The 16342-nt window shown below is 71.4% G+C and carries 14 protein-coding genes, 1 pseudogene and 1 riboswitch; of the genes and pseudogenes, 12 read left to right on the top strand and 3 right to left on the bottom strand.

The genetic code is table 11. From position 1 onward, the window contains the following. The first annotated feature begins 6 nt into the window (after positions 1–6). Positions 7–1650 carry an amidohydrolase gene (locus tag OG928_RS21920; RefSeq protein ID WP_406286374.1) on the top strand — a complete coding sequence of 548 codons (1644 nt, stop codon included), beginning with the start codon at positions 7–9 and terminating at the stop codon, positions 1648–1650. Between the two features lie 286 nt (positions 1651–1936). On the opposite strand, the gene bcp is transcribed toward OG928_RS21920, so the two are convergent. Further along, positions 1937–2413 (bottom strand): thioredoxin-dependent thiol peroxidase, encoded by a 477-nt coding sequence (bcp, locus tag OG928_RS21915; protein WP_406286372.1) that lies wholly within the window; start codon positions 2411–2413, stop codon positions 1937–1939. Positions 2414–2589: 176 nt separating this feature from the next. Between bcp and OG928_RS21910 the strand changes: the two are divergent. The 7 genes and pseudogenes from OG928_RS21910 (at position 2590) to OG928_RS21880 (ending at position 7662) form a co-directional block, all read left to right on the top strand. Next, positions 2590–3632 (top strand): annotated as a pseudogene (locus OG928_RS21910) (energy-coupling factor ABC transporter permease). A gap of 1 nt (position 3633) precedes the next feature. Then, positions 3634–4413 carry a cobalt ECF transporter T component CbiQ gene (gene cbiQ, locus OG928_RS21905; RefSeq protein ID WP_406286370.1) on the top strand — a complete coding sequence of 260 codons (780 nt, stop codon included), beginning with the start codon at positions 3634–3636 and terminating at the stop codon, positions 4411–4413. Further along, a complete protein-coding gene (locus OG928_RS21900) occupies positions 4410–5222 on the top strand; it encodes an energy-coupling factor ABC transporter ATP-binding protein (protein ID WP_406286368.1) in 813 nt (270 codons plus the stop codon). Before cbiQ ends, OG928_RS21900 begins: the two co-directional genes overlap by 4 nt. A gap of 216 nt (positions 5223–5438) precedes the next feature. Next, a complete protein-coding gene (locus OG928_RS21895; protein WP_406286365.1) occupies positions 5439–5819 on the top strand; it encodes a DUF3618 domain-containing protein in 381 nt (126 codons plus the stop codon). A gap of 200 nt (positions 5820–6019) precedes the next feature. Beyond that, the gene (locus OG928_RS21890; protein ID WP_406291122.1) at positions 6020–6322 is read left to right on the top strand and encodes a GroES family chaperonin; all 303 of its coding nucleotides are present in this window, start codon (positions 6020–6022) and stop codon (positions 6320–6322) included. Between the two features lie 165 nt (positions 6323–6487). Beyond that, positions 6488–6553, top strand: a riboswitch (guanidine-III (ykkC-III) riboswitch). 50 nt (positions 6554–6603) lie between these two features. Next, entirely contained in the window at positions 6604–6924 is a 321-nt protein-coding gene (gene sugE / locus OG928_RS21885; RefSeq protein WP_406286363.1) for a quaternary ammonium compound efflux SMR transporter SugE, read from the top strand. 78 nt (positions 6925–7002) lie between these two features. Continuing rightward, positions 7003–7662 carry an RICIN domain-containing protein gene (locus OG928_RS21880; protein WP_406286360.1) on the top strand — a complete coding sequence of 220 codons (660 nt, stop codon included), beginning with the start codon at positions 7003–7005 and terminating at the stop codon, positions 7660–7662. A gap of 79 nt (positions 7663–7741) precedes the next feature. Here OG928_RS21880 and OG928_RS21875 read toward each other — a convergent pair whose 3' ends face one another. Next, a complete protein-coding gene (locus tag OG928_RS21875; RefSeq protein ID WP_406286358.1) occupies positions 7742–9193 on the bottom strand; it encodes a catalase in 1452 nt (483 codons plus the stop codon). Positions 9194–9435: 242 nt separating this feature from the next. Between OG928_RS21875 and OG928_RS21870 the strand changes: the two genes are divergently transcribed. Then, the gene (locus OG928_RS21870; RefSeq protein ID WP_406291120.1) at positions 9436–10476 is read left to right on the top strand and encodes an LLM class flavin-dependent oxidoreductase; all 1041 of its coding nucleotides are present in this window, start codon (positions 9436–9438) and stop codon (positions 10474–10476) included. Between the two features lie 27 nt (positions 10477–10503). On the opposite strand, the gene OG928_RS21865 is transcribed toward OG928_RS21870, so the two are convergent. Further along, on the bottom strand, positions 10504–12063 hold the full coding sequence (locus OG928_RS21865) for a molybdopterin-dependent oxidoreductase (protein WP_406286356.1): 1560 nt from the start codon (positions 12061–12063) through the stop codon (positions 10504–10506). A 256-nt stretch (positions 12064–12319) separates the two neighbouring features. Between OG928_RS21865 and OG928_RS21860 the strand changes: the two genes are divergently transcribed. From OG928_RS21860 to OG928_RS21850, 3 genes are all read left to right on the top strand, one after another. Then, positions 12320–13429 carry a helix-turn-helix domain-containing protein gene (locus tag OG928_RS21860; protein ID WP_406286354.1) on the top strand — a complete coding sequence of 370 codons (1110 nt, stop codon included), beginning with the start codon at positions 12320–12322 and terminating at the stop codon, positions 13427–13429. Between the two features lie 141 nt (positions 13430–13570). Further along, positions 13571–14233, top strand: coding sequence for a hypothetical protein (locus OG928_RS21855; protein WP_406286352.1), 663 nt, complete (start codon positions 13571–13573; stop codon positions 14231–14233). A 54-nt stretch (positions 14234–14287) separates the two neighbouring features. Further along, positions 14288–16318, top strand: coding sequence for a flotillin family protein (locus tag OG928_RS21850; RefSeq protein WP_406286350.1), 2031 nt, complete (start codon positions 14288–14290; stop codon positions 16316–16318). Positions 16319–16342: the final 24 nt, after the last annotated feature.

Raw genomic sequence — 16342 nt, 5'->3', positions numbered from 1 at the left:
GTCACCGTGTCCCGCACCGCCGACCTGGTCCTGCGCAACGCCCGCATCCACACCGTCGACCCCGATCTGCCCGAGGCCGAGGCGCTCGCCGTCCTCGACGGGCGGATCGCGTGGCTGGGAGCGGACTCCGACGCGGCGGCCTGGGTCGGCCCGGACACGACCGTGCTCGACGGCGCCGGGCGGCGCGTGCTGCCCGGCTTCATCGACGCGCACAACCACGTGCGGCTCGGCTCCGACGACGCGTGCGTACAGCTCGCCGGCGTGCGCACCCTGGCCGGGATCCACGAGCGGATCGGCTCCTGGCTGGCGGCCAACCCGGACGCCGAGTGGATCGAGGCCGAGGCGTTCGACTACTCGGCGATCCCCGACGGCCGGATGCCGCGTGCGAGCGACCTCGACCCGGTCACCGGCGACGTGCCGGCGTTCGTGCTCAGCTACGACGTGCACACCGCGTGGCTCAACAGCGCGGCGCTGAAGCGCTTCGAGATCACCCGGGACAGCGACATCCTGCCGTTCGGCCGGGTCGACAAGGACGAGCACACCGGCGAACCGACCGGCTTCATCAAGGACTTCGCCGTCCGCGGGCTCTCCCGGGACGGTCACCGCGCGCTCCGGGAGCTGGGCCTGCCGTGGGCGTCGGCGGACCGGCAGTACGGCCGGCTGGTCAAGAGCCTCGACGACGCGATCCGCTTCGGCATCACGACCGTGGTCGAGCCGCAGAACTCGCTCGACGACCTGGCCCTCTACACCCGGGCCCGGCACGAGGGCCGGCTGCGTTCGCGGATCGTCGCGGCGCTGTTCCACCCGCGCGGCACCACCGCCGCGGAGCTGGACGAGTTCGCCGAGGCGGCGCGCGCGTACGCCGACGACCGGCTGCGGGTCGGCCCGCTCAAGCTGTACATCGACGACGTCGTCGAGCCGCGCACGGCCGCGCTCCTGGAGCCCTACAGCGGCTGCCGACACCACCGCGGCGAGACGTTCTACCCGGCGGAGGAGTTCGCCGACCTGCTCGCCGAGCTGGACGGTCGCGGCTTCCAGTGCTTCGTGCACGCGACCGGCGACCGCGGCATCCGGACCGTGCTCGACGCCGTACAGCACGCCCGCGCCACCAACGGCGAGCGCGACGCGCGGCACCAGGTCGTGCACGTGGAGTGCCTCGACCCGGCGGACGTGTCGCGCTTCGCCGAGCTGGGCGTGGTGGCCTGCATGCAGCCGCGGCACTGCGCGCCCGAGATCGCCGGACCGGGCCAGGACTGGGCCGAGAACGTCGGCGAGGAGCGGTGGCACAAGGCGTGGCCGATGCGGAGCCTCTTCGAGGCGGGCGCCGTGCTGGCCTTCTCCAGCGACTGGAACGTGGCCGAGATGGACCCGATGGTCGGCCTGTACACGGCACTCACACGTGCGTCTCTGGCCGGCGGCCCGTCCTGGATTCCCAGCGAGACGGTGGACGTCGAGACGGCGATCCACGGCTACACGATGGGCTCGGCGTACGCGAACTTCCTGGAGGCCGAGCGTGGGTCGCTCACGGTCGGGAAGGTGGCCGACTTCGTCGTCCTGTCGCGGGACATCCTGAGCGTGGTCCCGGCCGACATCTTGGGCACGGTCTGCGAGATCGTGGCGGTCGGGGGCTCAGTCGTGCATAGCGCCTAGCGGCTGGCCGGGGGGGTGGTGGGCCGGCCTGCGGCCCGCTTGGCCTCAAGCGCCGGCCGGGCTTGATGTACCCGGCCTTCGGCCGAGGTGGCCTCAAACGCCGGCCGGGCTGGAATTTGCCCGGCCGGCGCTTGAGGCCGCGATGGATTTTGCTCGGGCCCGTGCAAGACCCCGGTGGATTGCTCGACCCCGTGGGAGGTCGCGCTGGGGATTTGCTCGGCCGGCGCTTGAGGCCGCGATGGAATTTGCTCGGGCCCGTGCTCGGCCCGTGGGCGACCGGCCGGTGTCAGGCCGTGTCGAGTTTGAGGTCCTTGATCAGTTTGGCGACGTGGCCGGTTGCGCGGACGTTGTACAGGGCGCGCTCGATCTTTCCCGTCTCGTCCACGATGAACGTCGAGCGGATGACGCCCTTGACGGTCTTGCCGTACATCGTCTTCTCGCCGAAGGCGCCGTACGCCTCCAGCGTGCTCTTGTCGGGGTCGGCGACGAGGGTGACCTTCAGGCTCTCCTTCTCGCGGAACTTGCCGAGCTTCTCCGGCTTGTCCGGCGAGACGCCGACCACGTCGTATCCGGCGCCCGCGAGCAGGTCCAGGTTGTCGGTGAAGTCGCACGCCTGCTTGGTGCAGCCGGGGGTGAGGGCGGCCGGGTAGAAGTACACGATGACCTTGCGGCCGGCGTAGTCGGCCAGCGAGACGGCCTTGCCGTCGGCGTCGGACAGGGTGAAGGCGGGGGCGGTGTCGCCCGCCTGGAGACGGTCGCTCACGGAGTGACTCCTCGGATCGCACGGCAACGAATGCGACCACGCTAGCGCCGGCCGCCGGGTCCGCCGGCGAAGGCCGGGCGGGCCCGATCCGGCTCGGCTCAGTTGCGAGGCTTTTGCAGTTGCGGCTCCAAGGCATAAAATCCGACAGCCGAATCCGGCATTTCGGGAGGGGCCACATGCATATACCCAACGGATTCATCGACGGCCCCGTGTCCGCGGGAGCCGGCGTCGTCGCCGTCGCCGGGATCGCCGTCGGGCTGCGCGGTGCCCGCCGCGAGCTCGACGAGCGCACCGCGCCGCTGGCCGGCCTGGTCGCGGCGTTCGTCTTCGCCGTCCAGATGCTCAACTTCCCCGTTGCCGGCGGCACCAGCGGCCATCTCCTCGGCGGCACGCTGGCGGCGATCCTGGTCGGCCCGTACACCGGGATCCTGTGCGTGGCGATGGTGCTGCTGATGCAGGGCCTGTTCTTCGCCGACGGCGGGCTGACCGCGCTCGGGCTGAACGTCACGATCATGGGCGTCGTGACGGTCGTGGTCGGCTACGGGCTCTTCCGGCTCGTGCTCGGCCTGCTGCCGCCGCGGTACTCGTCGGTGCCGATCGCCGCGTTCGTCGGCGCGCTGGTGTCCGTACCGGCCGCCGCGACCGCGTTCACCGCGCTCTACGCGATCGGCGGCACCACCGACGTGTCGATCTCCAAGGTCGCCGGCGCGATGATCGGCGTGCACGTGCTGATCGGCATCGGCGAGGCGATCATCACCGCGGCCACGATCTCCAGCGTGCTCGCGGTCCGGCCCGACCTCGTCCACGGCGCGCGCGGCCTCGCGCGGCCCCTCGAACTGCGCTCGGCAGGTGACCGTCGATGACCCGCGTCCGTACCCGAACCCTCCTGATCGCGGGGGCGCTGCTCGCCCTCGTCCTGGCCGGCTTCGTCAGCTTCTACGCGAGCCAGAGCCCCGACGGCCTGGAGAAGGTGTCCGCCGACAAGGGCATCGACGCCAAGGAAAAGGACCACCAGCTCAAGGACGCGCCGCTCGCGGACTACGGCGTCAAGGGCGTCGACAACGAACGGCTCTCCGGCGGCCTGGCCGGCGTGATCGGCGTGGGTGCGACCCTGCTCGTCGGCACCGGCGTGTTCTGGCTGGTCCGCAAGCGCTCCACCGGCTCGCCCGCCGACACCCCCGACCCCGCCGCCCCGTCCACTGCCGGATCCGGCGCCTGACGTGTCGGCGGGCCACGGACATCGGCTCTACCGGCCGGGCGACTCGCCGATCCATCGGCTGCCGCCGCACTGCAAGCTCGTCGCGCTGGTCGGGTTCGTCCTGGCCGGCGTGTCGACGCCGCGCGAGGCCTACTGGGCCTTCGGCGCGTACACGGTGCTGCTCGGCGTGGTCGCGGCGATCGCCCGGGTGCCGGCCGGCTTCGTACTGCGCCGCATGCTGGTGGAGACCCCGTTCGTGGGCTTCGCGCTGCTGCTGCCGTTCGTCGCCGACGGGCCGACCGTCGACGTACTGGGCCTGACGGTCAGTCACGACGGCCTGCTCGGTGCCTGGAACATCCTGGCCAAGGGCACGCTCGGGGTGATCGCGGGCGTCCTGCTCGCGGCCACCACCGAGATGCGCGCGCTGCTGATCGGCCTGCAGAAGCTGCGGATGCCACCGCTGCTGGTGCAGATCATGTCGTTCATGCTGCGCTACGGAAGCGTGATCACGGCGGAGATGGCCCGGATGCGGATCGCCCGCGAATCGCGCGGTTTCGTCGCGCGCGACCTGCGCCAGGCCCCCGCGGTGGCGAAGTCCGCGGGCGCCCTGTTCATCCGCTCGTACGAGCGCGGCGAGCGGGTGCACCTCGCGATGCTCAGCCGCGGCTACACCGGGACCATGCCGGTGATCCTGGACGCGCGCGCCACCGGCACCCAGTGGCTCGCCGCCGCGACGCTGCCGGCGGCGGCGCTCGTGGTGTGGGCGGCCACGCTGACCCTAGGAACGGAGTTCCCCACGTGAGCACGCCCCCGCCGAACCCGAAGCCGAACCCGAAGCCGCAGCCGAACCCGAGCGGCCCGCACCCGAACGCCCCGTCCCTTGCCGTCCGCGGCCTGGCCTACGCCTACCCCGACGGCCACCAGGCCCTGTACGGCGTCGACCTCACCATCGGGCGCGGCGAACGCGTCGCGCTGCTCGGCCCCAACGGCGCCGGCAAGACCACCCTGGTCCTGCACCTCAACGGCATCCTGACCGCGGGCGCGGGGTCGGTACAGGTGGCCGGCCTCCCCGTCGGCAAGGACACCCTGCGCGAGATCCGCCGCCGGGTGGGCATCGTCTTCCAGGACCCGGACGACCAGCTGTTCATGCCCACCGTCCGGGAGGACGTCGCGTTCGGCCCGGCCAACCTGGGTCTGCGCGGGGCCGAGCTGGAGGAGCGGGTACAGCGGGCGCTGGCCCGGGTGGGCATGGCCGGTTTCGCCGATCGGCCGCCGCACCACCTGAGCTTCGGCCAGCGCCGCCGGGTCGCGGTCGCCACCGTGCTCGCGATGGAGCCGGAGATCCTGGTCCTGGACGAACCCTCCTCGAACCTGGACCCCGCGAGCCGGCGCGAGCTGGCCGATGTGCTCCGTTCGCTCGATGTCACGGTCCTGATGGTGACCCACGACCTGCCCTACGCGTTGGAACTGTGTCCGCGCGCGCTCGTGCTCGCGGACGGCGTCGTGGTCGCCGACGGCGGCACCCGCGACCTGCTCCTGGATCGCGACCTGATGGCCGCCCACCGGCTGGAACTGCCGTACGGATTCGACCCGTCGTCGGTCCCGGCCTGACCGGGCCCCGCCCGGGTGGGGCCGCCACGCCACCCGGTTGCCACAGGCGTGGGGATGTACCTGACAGACTTGGGGAACACACGAGCGCAAGGCCGGAGAGGACGGGTTGTGAGCGACCACGGGCGGGAACTGTCTCCGGCGGAGTTGGAGCGACAGGGGCGGGCGGCGTTGGGCCGTCCCGTGACGGCACACGCTGAGCGGAGTCGGGTGGATTCGGTGGACGGTGCGCACAAGGCTGACGTTTCGAACGCCGGGCACAAGAATGGGAACGCGGACGGCGACCTGCCGGACCGACGCTCGCCGCAGCAGATCGAGCGGGACATCGAGGCGGCGCGCGCGAACCTGGCGGTGACGCTCGACGAGATCGTCGACCGCGTCAAGCCGGCCAACGTCGCGGCCCGCGCGATGGACAAGGTACGGGCGCAGTTCATCGACAGCGACACCGGCGCGCCGCGCAAGGAGCGCATCGTGCCGCTGGCGGGCGGGGCCGCCGGACTGCTCCTGCTCGTCGTGCTGGTCAAGAGCCGCGGCAAGGGCGGCAAGAACGTCGAAAGCGCCAAGAAGGTCACGAACGTCAAGGGCAGGAAGAAGCGCTGACGACCGCGAAACCGAAGCGGCGTCCCAGCCGCGTCGGGGCCGCACCGAGGCCGCGTCGAACCCGAATCGGATCGGGACACCACACCTCCCGGTGACGCACGTCGGGCGTCGGACGGGTAGCTTGTCGAAGCGTGAGTTCCGACAGGTCCCAGTCTTCGAGCAACACCGCCCACGATCTCGGCGAGAAGCTGCCCATCCGCATGCTGCACGACCGCGTCCTGGTACGTCAGGACGCGGCAGAGGGTGAGCGCCGCTCCGGCGGCGGCATCCTGATTCCCGCGACCGCTCAGGTCGGCAAGCGACTCGCCTGGGCCGAGGTGGTCGCGGTCGGCCAGAACGTCCGCTCCGTCGAGCCGGGCGATCGCGTCCTGTACGACCCCGAGGAGCGTGCCGAGGTCGAGGTGCGCGGGGTTCCGTACGTCCTGCTGCGCGAGCGCGACCTGCACGCGGTCGCCGCCGAGCGCATCGAGGTCTCGGGCGAGGTCACCGGTCTGTATCTGTAGGCATCCGCCGTATCCGTAGGCATCCGCTGTAGGCATCCGCAGTCCGGATCCGTAGGCCCGATCCGTGGGCCGTACGCCGTCCATCGTTCGCAGCACCGCCGGGTGGTGAGCCGTCTCACCACCCGGCGGCTTTGTTTCCCGCGCCGGATTTGCGAGCCTTGAACCGAGCCGGTCGCATCGACCCGCTCCCCGACGAGGTGCGCCGTACCGGGCCTGCAAGGACGACGCTGAACCGCTTTTCGAACCCTCGGGTTCGCGGCGGTGGAGCGAGGAGTGTCGTCATGGCCTGGATCATGCTCGGAATCGCCGGTCTCCTGGAGGTCGGCTGGTCGATCGGGCTCAAGTACACCCACGGATTCACCCGCCTCGTCCCCAGCGTGCTGACCGGCCTGGGCATCGCGGGAAGCATGTTCCTGCTCTCGATGGCGGCCCGGACGCTGCCGATCGGCACCGCGTACGGCGTGTGGGTGGGCATCGGCGCGGTGGGGTCGGCGATCCTGGGGATCGCGCTTCTGGGCGAGGCCGTCACGGTCGGCCGGATCTTTTTCCTCTGCCTCATGGTGATCGCGATCGTCGGCCTCAAGCTCACCGGCTCGCATTGAGGGACTCGCCCGTTCGGGTGAACTCTCTGCCAGGATGTCCCGATCCGAACGAACAGCCGGCCACGAGGAGAGGGACAGATGCCGCGACGTCGGATCTGGATAGCGGTGCTGTGCGCGGTCGCGTTGTTGGGCTTCATCGGTGGCGGGCTCGTCGGGGTGTTCGGCGGCGGTGACGGCGGCGGTACACCGGCCGCGGCCGGCCCGGCTTCGACCGGGTCGCCCGGGCCGACTTCGCGCGTGGCCGCCGAGATCACGACCACGCCGCCGACGACTCCCCCGCCGACCTCGGCGTCCCCGTCGGCCTCCAAGAGCGCGTCGCCCAAGCCGGGCCTGGCCGCGGGCCGCACCTACGTCCTGACGCTCGCGGACGGTCGGGCGATGGACGTCATGGGCGAGAGCGACCGGGACGGGGCGGCGGTGATCGCGTACCCGATGACCGCCGGCAAGGCGAACCAGCAGTGGGTGGTCCGGGACGCGGGCGGCGGCTACGTCCGCCTGGAGGCGGTGCATTCGCACAAGTGCCTGGAGGCGACGGACGGCCGCGGTGCCCGCGCCCGGCAGGACGACTGCGGTCGCGGCCAGAACCAGTTGTGGAAGCCGCAGCCGAGCGGGGCCGGCGTCGTGCTGGTCTCGCGCGAGGGGACCGCGTTGGGTCTGGCCGACCAGGTCAAGGGTCAGCAGAGCCTGGCCCTGGTACCGGTCGGGTCCGGCGCGGTCTGGAAGGCCGGCGGCGCGTAAGCGCTCACCACCCGGCACGCACGGACAGAGGGGCCGCCCGCGACAGCGCGGGCGGCCCCTCCTTCGTCCTGTCGACGGGTCAGCCGCCGTTGAAGCCCTTGGACACCCGCGCCCCGAGGTCGGGGTCCACGTTCGTCCAATACTCGATCACGCGCGGCAGCACCTCGGCGCCGACCGGCCCGTCGCTCTTCATGTGCCCGACGATGTTGGTGACCAGGTGCTCCCGGTCGGTCTCGGACATGACCTTGCGCCACAACGTGCCGGGCTGACCGAAGTCGTCGTCCTCGGCGTGCAGTTTGTAGGCGGAGCGGACGATCTCGCCGGTGACGGCGTAGTTCTCGTCCGTGTACAGCTCCGGGTCGGCCACCGGGCCGCCGCAGCTGTTCGGCGCGTACACCGGGTCGCCGTAGTTCTCGTACCGCATCGGGCCGTCCTTGTTGTACGAGCGGACGTCCACGATCGGCCGGTTGATCGGCAACTGGAGGTAGTTCGGGCCGATCCGGTACCGGTGCGTGTCCGGGTAGCTGAACAGCCGGCCCTGGAGCATCTTGTCCGGGCTGGCGCCGATCCCCGGGACCAGGTTGGCCGGCTCGAACGAGGCCTGCTCGACCTCGGCGAAGTAGTTCGACGGGTTGCGGTTCAAGGTCATCCGGCCGACCTCGATCAGCGGGTAGTCGCCGTGCGGCCACACCTTGGTCAGGTCGAACGGGTTGAACCGGTAGTCGGCCGCGGCCTCGAACGGCATGATCTGCACGTGCAGCGTCCAGGACGGGTGGTTGCCGCCCTTGATCGCGGTGCGCAGGTCACGGATGTGGAAGTCGCGGTCGGCGCCGGCCTGCGCGGCGGCCTCGGCGTCGGTGAAGTTCTCGATGCCCTGGTCGGTCAGGAAGTGGTACTTGATCCAGAACTTCTCGCCGCCCGCGTTCACCCACATGAAGGTGTGGCTGCCGAAGCCGTTCATATTGCGCCACGTCCGCGGGGTGCCGCGGTCGGACATCAGGAAGGTGACCTGGTGGGCCGACTCCGGTGAGAGCGTCCAGAAGTCCCACTGCATGTTGTGGTCGTGCAGGTGGGTGTCGGAGCGCCGCTTCTGCGAGTGGATGAAGTCCGAGAACTTGCTGGGGTCACGGATGAAGAAGATCGGCGTGTTGTTGCCGACCAGGTCGTAGTTCCCCTGCCGCGTGTAGAACTTGATCGCGAACCCGCGCGGGTCGCGCACGGTGTCGGGGAACCCGAGCTCACCGGCGACCGTCGAGAAGCGGATGAACATCGGCGTCTCGCGACCGGGCTGGAACAGGTCCGCCTTGGTGTACTGGCTGAGGTCCTGGGTGACCTGGAAGATTCCGTGCGCGCCGCCGCCCTTGGCGTGCACCACCCGCTCCGGCACCCGCTCGCGGTTGAACTGCGCCATCTTCTGGATGACGTAGTGGTCCTGCATGAGCAGCGGGCCGTTGGGTCCGACGGAGAGCGAGAACTCGTCGCTCGGGGCCGGAATGCCCGCGTCGGTCGTGGTCGTAGGGCGTTCGGTCATCGCCATTTCCCCTTCGTGTGGTTCACGTGCCGGGTCTTGGGGCGCCGATTCCAACCTAGGTCAAAATTGGAATGGGTCAAGACCTGTACTTCATCCAACTCATGATCTTTCCAACGGTCCTTTATGCCCACCTTCATCCGCTCCACGCCTGACCCGTGGAACAGCGCGGGGTGTCCGGCGGTTGCACCACCCAGCACGAGTGGGCCACGGGTGGCGAGGAAGAGGGACGCGGAGTGAATGCTGTGAAGCTGTCGGTGCTGGACGTGGCACCGGTCGGGACCGGGTACTCGGCGACCGAGGCGCTGCGCACGAGCACCGAGCTCGCGAAGCTGGCCGAACAGTGGGGCTTCCATCGGTTCTGGGTGGCCGAGCACCACAACATGCCGGGCATCGCGAGCTCGTCGCCGCCGGTGCTGCTCGCGCACCTCGCCGCGCACACCTCCACACTGCGGCTCGGTTCGGGCGGCGTGATGCTGCCCAACCACGCTCCGCTCGTGGTCGCCGAGCAGTTCGGCACGCTCCAGGCGCTGCACCCGGGGCGGATAGACATCGGCATCGGCCGGGCGCCGGGAACCGACCAGGTCACGATGCGCGCGTTGCGACGCGGCGGCGGGGCCGAATCGGTCGAGGAGTTCCCGCAGGCACTCGGCGAGCTGATCGGGTTCGTGACCGGCTCGTTCGCCGAGGACCACCCGTACGCGCGCATGCACGCGGTCCCCGGTCCGGCCTCCGGAATCGAGGCGGGCGGCGAGTTCGCCTCGGCCGAGGCGCCGGTGTGGCTGCTCGGATCGAGCGGGTACAGCGCGCAGTTGGCCGGAATGCTCGGTCTGCCGTTCGCGTTCGCGCACCACTTCAGCGGGCGCAACACGGTGCCGGCCCTGGAGCTGTACCGCGAGTCGTTCCAGCCGTCCGAGTCGCTCAAGGAGCCGTACTCGATGATCGCCGCGGGCGTGATCGCGGCCGACACCGAGGAGCAGGCCAGGCGCCTGGCGCTGTCGCAGGCGCTGACCATGCTCCGGCTGCGCAGCGGCAACCCCGGGCGGATGCCCTCGCCGGAGGAGGCCGAGGCGTATCCGTGGACGCCGGCCGAGCGCGACTTCGCGCAGACCTACCAGCGCGAGCACATCGTCGGCGACCTGCCCGCGGTGCGCGCCGGGATGCGCGAGCTGCGCGAGCGGACGCAGGTGGACGAGTTGATGGTGATCAGCAACGTGTACGGCCACGACGCGCGGATCCGGTCGTACGAACTGATAGCGAAGGCGTGGGGCCTCATCGCCGAGTGAGCCCGCGGACGGACCCGGCCCCGGCTCTCAGCGGACCGTGACGGTGATCCGGTGGTGGCCGGTCGCGCCGTCGGGGACCACGTCGGCCCGCTTGGCGGTCTGCACCTCCCCCGTGCCGTCGGTGGCCCGCACCCGCAGGGTGTGCCTGCCGGGGGTGGCGTCCCACATCCAGCGGAACTGGCGCCAGGTGTCGGTGGTGGTCTGCGGCGCCAGTTCGGCCTGCTGCCACGGGCCTTCGTCGACCTGGACCTCGACCGCGGTGATCCCGCGGTGCTGGGCCCAGGCCACGCCGGCGACCGGGATCCGACCGGCCTTGGGGTCCTTGCCGTCCTGGGGCGTGTCGATCCGCGACTGGGTCTTGATCGGCGCCTGTTGGGCCCATCCGAGCTTGACCCAGTAGGCGTCGAACGCGTCGAACGTGGTCACCTCGATGTCCACGATCCATTTGCACGCGGAGACGTATCCGTACAGGCCGGGGACGACCATCCGAACCGGGAAGCCGTGCTTGATCGGCAGCGGCTCCCCGTTCATCGCGTACGCGAGCATCGCGTCGCGGCCGTCCATCACCTCGCGCACGGGCGTGCCGATCGTCATCCCGTCGGTGGACTTGGACACGATCTGATCGGCGCCCGGCCGGAGGCCGGCCTCGCGCAGCAGGTCGGCCAGCGGGGTGCCGAGCCAGCGGGCGTTGCCGATCAGGTCGTCGCCGACCTCGTTGGACACGCAGGCCAGCGTGATGTCCCGCTCGATCGCGAACCGGGCCCGCAACTCCCGGTAGTCCAACCGGATCTCCCGGTCGACGAGGCCGTGGATCCGCAGCGCCCAGTCCTCGGCCCGGATCTGCGGCACGGCGAACGCGGTGTCGATGCGGTAGAAGCCGGCGTTCGGGGTCAGGTAGGGAGCCAGGCCGGGTTCGACGAAGCCGGGGCCTGCCGGGGCGGCCGGGCTCACCGGTCGCGGCAGGTCGGCCACCGCCGCACGGGACTTCTCCGCGTTGAACCGGGCGTGCTGGAGCATCCGGCCGCCGAAGCCGGCGACGGCGGCCAGCGCGGCGGCGCCGACCAGGAGCACGTTGCGGCGCGAGGGGTCGGCGACCGGTTCGGTGACGTCCGCCTCGGAGGCGCCCGGCAGCGGTCGGGCGAGCGGCCTGCGGTCGATCAGGTCGGGCCGGGTCAGCAGCACCAGGGCGCCGATCCCGAAGACCGTGCCGACGATCGCCGGCAGCACGTCGCCGCCCTCGAACGCGGGCCGATCGACGGCGGTCCACACCGCGAAACCGCCGAGCACGACGACGCCGGCGATCCCGTACCCCAACCGGCGCCGGGCCAGCATCCCGAGTCCGGCGGCGAACAGCGCGAGCAGGACGGCGATGACGGTGAGCAGGAACGCCTTGTCGTCGGTCCCGAACGTCCGGATCGCCCACTCGCGGGGCCCCTCGGGGGCGCGATCGGTGACCGCGCCGCTGATCGTCACGAAGGGCGTGGCCTCCGGGCGCACGAACGCCGCGACCGCCTCGGCGACCCCCAGCGCCACCGCGGCCGCGACCACGCCGGCGAACGCGGCACCACCCAAACCGGAACGCCGCACGACGTCACCTCACGCTCGGAGAACAGGTTCTCCCATCCTCGCTCGCACCGGCCCCGGCCGGGTCCTCGCGCTGCTTACCGTTGTGTGACGAACCGCCGCGGGTCGGCGCCCGGATCGGCCTGATCGAACCGGCCCGACCGGGCCCGCCCGGTCGGCGTCGGCGCCGCGGCCCCGCGCACTGCCGGGATCCGGCAGGATTGGTAGCGTCCACGCGTCGCGTACCGGACACCGTGCGGCACACCCCGGGGGGACGAGCGTGCAGAGCGACGACGGGATACCGGTCGACTTCGTGATCGGGTACGCCGAGCTGCTGGGCGAGATCTCGGCGACCGGGCGGCTGCCGCGCCGGGCCGAGTTGGACGCGCTGGCCGCGCTCGGCGAACGGGCCGCGGAGGCCGGCCACGGCTCGCGCGAGTTGGTCGGCCTGTACCTGCGCGAGACCCGTCGCCTGTGGACCTCGCTGCCCGGCATAACCCGCGCGGCGACCGTCGCCGACGCGGCCCGCACGGGTGACGCGCTGCTCGCGGCGGTGGCCTCGGTGATCGCCGCGATCGGCGCGGGGCACGAGCGCGCCCAGCGGCTGGCGGTCCGTCAGGAGGAGGCCGCGCGGCGCGAGTTCATCGACGACCTGCTGCACGGACGGAGCGACCTCGGCCGGCTCGCCGAGCGGGCCGAGCGGTTCGGACTGCGTCTGGCCCGCGCGCACGCGGTCGCGGTGGCCGCGGGCACCGAGGCGTACGACGACGTGCATCCGCTGGTGCGCCGGGTCGAGCGCGAACTGAGCGGCCGGTTCGGCGAGCGAGAGCTGCTGTTGACCACCAAGGACGGTCGGCTCGTGTGCGTCGCGGGGGACAGCGAGCAGCCGATCCTGGACACGTTCGCGAAGTACGCCGACCGGCCGGGCACCGGCTACCAGGGCGCGACCCGGGTCGCCCTCGGCCGTTCGCACCCCGGGGCGGGCGGCGTGATGCTCTCCTACGAGGAGGCGCTCGGCGCACTCGACCTCGCCGAACGCCTGGACCTGCCCGGAACCGTGCTCAACGCGCTCGACCTGCTCGTCTTCCCGGTACTGATGCGCGACCGGGCGGCGATGGCCGAACTGGTCCGCACCGCGCTCGGCCCGCTCGCCCAGGCGCGCGGCGGCGCGCTGCCGCTCCTGGAGACCATCACCGCGTGCGCGGCGGCCGGCTACGTCAACGCCGAGGCGGCCCGCCGGCTGCGGATCAGCGTGCGCACCCTCTCGTACCGCCTGGCCCGGATCCGGGCCCTGACCGGTTACGACCCCGCCGACGCCCTCCAGCGCTACACCCTGGAAACCGCCGCGATGGGCGCTCGCATCCTGGGCTGGCCCGGGAAACCGCTCTAGGCGTATTCACCCGTGAGGCCCGCCCGTCGGTGACCCGTCGGACGTCAAGCGCACGCGAAGTCTTCCGGGTTCCGGCAATGTGGGAGCGCCCGCCCGCCTGCCACGATGTCGGGGCGCGACAAGGGGAGCGGGGGTGGCTCGGTGGGGGACTTCGTGCGGGCGGCACTGGCGTTTCCCGCGGTGCTCTTCAGCTTCGCTCTTGTCGTGGTGGCCGGTTACTGGCTGATGGTGTTGCTCGGCGGTGTCGGTGTGGACCACGGAGGTCACGCGGGCCACGGTCATGGCGGCCCATGGGGTCACGGGGGCCACGCGGGCCACGGGGGCCACGACGCTCACGTGATCCGGGGGGATCACGGTTCACCCGACACCGTCGGTGTGCCGGTCACGGTGACGGTCTCGTTCGCGATCGCCGTCACCTGGTTCGTCAGCCTGGTGGGTACCGCGCTGACCGACCACTGGTGGCTGCGCGCCACGACGCTCCCCGTGGCGCTCGGCTGCGGTTGGCTGACCGCGCGACTCGTGCGCGGCCTGGGCCGCCGCCTGCTGCCTCCCGAACGCCCGGCCCTGCGGGCCGACTTCGTGGGCCGGACCTGCGTGATCCGGACCGGCCGGGTGGGCCCGGACTTCGGTCAGGCCGAGGTGCGGGCCGAGGACGGCTCGACCGCGATCCTCCAGGTGCGCACCGACGAGACCGGCCTGATCTCCGGCAGCACCGCGCTGATCTTCGACTACGACGTCGAGGGCGAGTTCTTCCGGGTCACCCGCTTCGACAGCGCCCTGGACCCGAACCGCTCGGCGTACTGAACTCCTCACCCGTTCTCCAACACCAACATCCCGGTCTACCAAGGGATTTCACTGATGGATGCCATCACCGTGGGCATCGGTGTGCTCGTCGCCGTCGTCCTGCTCGTCGTACTCGTCGTCTTCCTCGCCGTGACCCGGCTGTACCGCAAGGTGTCGCAGGGCCAGGCGCTGATCATCTCCAAGTCCCGTACGGTGGACGTCACTTTCACCGGCGCCGTGGTCCTGCCCGTGCTGCACAAGGCCGAGGTCATGGACATCTCGGTGAAGACCATCGAGATCCGGCGGACCGGCCGTGAGGGCCTGATCTGCCAGGACAACATCCGCGCCGACATCCACATCTACTTCTTCGTCCGGGTCAACAAGACGGTCGAGGACGTCATCAAGGTCGCCCAGTCGATCGGCGCCGACCGCGCCAGTGACCGGGCCGAACTCCAGGACTTCTTCGCGGCCAAGTTCGCCGAGGCGCTCAAGACCGTCGGCAAGCAGCTCGACTTCGTCGACCTCTACACCAAGCGCGAGGAGTTCCGGGACCGGATCCTCGCCGTCATCGGCACCGACCTCAACGGCTACCACCTCGACGACGCCGCGATCGACTTCCTCGAGCAGACCCCGATGAGCCAGCTCGACAACGCGAACATCCTGGACGCCCAGGGCATTCGCAAGATCACCGAGCTCACCGCGATCGAGCACGTGCGCACCAACGAGTACCAGCGCACCGAGGAGAAGGAGATGACCCGGCAGAACGTCGAGGCCCGCGAGACGGTTCTCGAACTCGAACGCCGGCAGGCCGACGCGGAGATCAGGCAGCGCCGCGAGATCGAGATCACCCGGGCCAAGGAGGAGGCCGAGACCTCGCGCGTGCAGGCCGAGGAGCGCCTGCGTTCGCAGAGCGCGCACATCAAGACGGAGGAGGCGCTCGGCATCCAGAACGAGAACCGCGAGCGCGAGGTGGCCGTCGCGCAGAAGAACCGCGAGCGGGTGATCGCGGTCGAGAACGAGCGGATCGAGAAGGACCGCCTCCTGGAGGTGATCGCCCGCGAGCGCGAGACCCAGTTGCGCCGGATCGCCGGCGACAAGGAGGTCGAGGGCGAGAAGCGCGACATCGCCGAGGTGGTCCGCGAGCGGATCGCGGTCGAGCGGACGGTCGCCGCGCAGGAGGAGGAGATCAAGAAGCTCCGGCTGGTCGAGGAGGCCGAGCGGGAGCGGCAGGCGCTGATCATCCACGCCGAGGGGCAGGCCCAGGAGCGGCTGGTCAAGGACATCAAGGCGGCCGAGGCCGCCGAGCAGGCGGCCGGCCACCGCGCGGCCGAGCAGCTCACGCTGGCCGAGGCCCGGCGCAAGTCGGCGGAGTTGGACACCCAGGCCGCGATCCGCGGTGCCGAGGGCAAGCGCGCCGAGGCCGCGGCGGCCGGTCTCGCCGAGGCGGAGGTACGCGAGCGGATGGCCGAGGCAGTGTCCAGGCTCGGCCACGCCGAGGCCGAGGTCATCCGGCAGAAGGCGCTGGCGAGCGCGGACGGGCTGCGCGAGAAGCTCAAGGGCGAGGCCGAGGGGCTCACCGAGAAGGCCGCCGCGATGGCCGCGCTGGACGAGGCGAGCCGCGAGCACGAGGAGTTCCGGCTCCGGCTGGAGGCCGAGAAGGACATCCGGCTCGCCGGCCTCGACGTACAGCGGCAGATCGCCGAGGCGCAGGCGACCGTGCTCGCCACCGGCCTGGAGAACGCCAGGATCGACATCGTCGGCGGCGACAGCATGTTCTTCGACCGGATCGTCGGCGCGATGGCGGCGGGCAAGGGCGTGGACGCGTTCGTCGACCGGTCGGAGACGGTGCGCGCGATGGCGGGTCCGTGGCTGGACGCGAACGGCTCCACCTTCACCGAGGATCTCGGCGCGATGGTCTCCGGCCTGGGCGCGGGCGGACTGCGCGACCTCACGCTCGCGGGCGCGCTCGGCGCGCTGATCTCCGACGGCGGCCCGCAGGCGGACGCGTTGCGGGGCCTGCTGGACGCGGCCCGAGCCGGCGGGCTCGGCGAGCTGCGGCTCACCGATCCGGCGGCCTCCGCCCCGCTCAACGGCGTCGGCAAGTAGCCCCGCGCGGGTCCGCCCCGTCGT

This window comes from Embleya sp. NBC_00896 (assembly GCF_045207785.1).
Classification (GTDB): domain Bacteria; phylum Actinomycetota; class Actinomycetes; order Streptomycetales; family Streptomycetaceae; genus Embleya.
The sequence above is the reverse complement of the archived record's forward strand: the minus strand, read 5'-3'. Positions and strand labels throughout refer to the sequence as shown.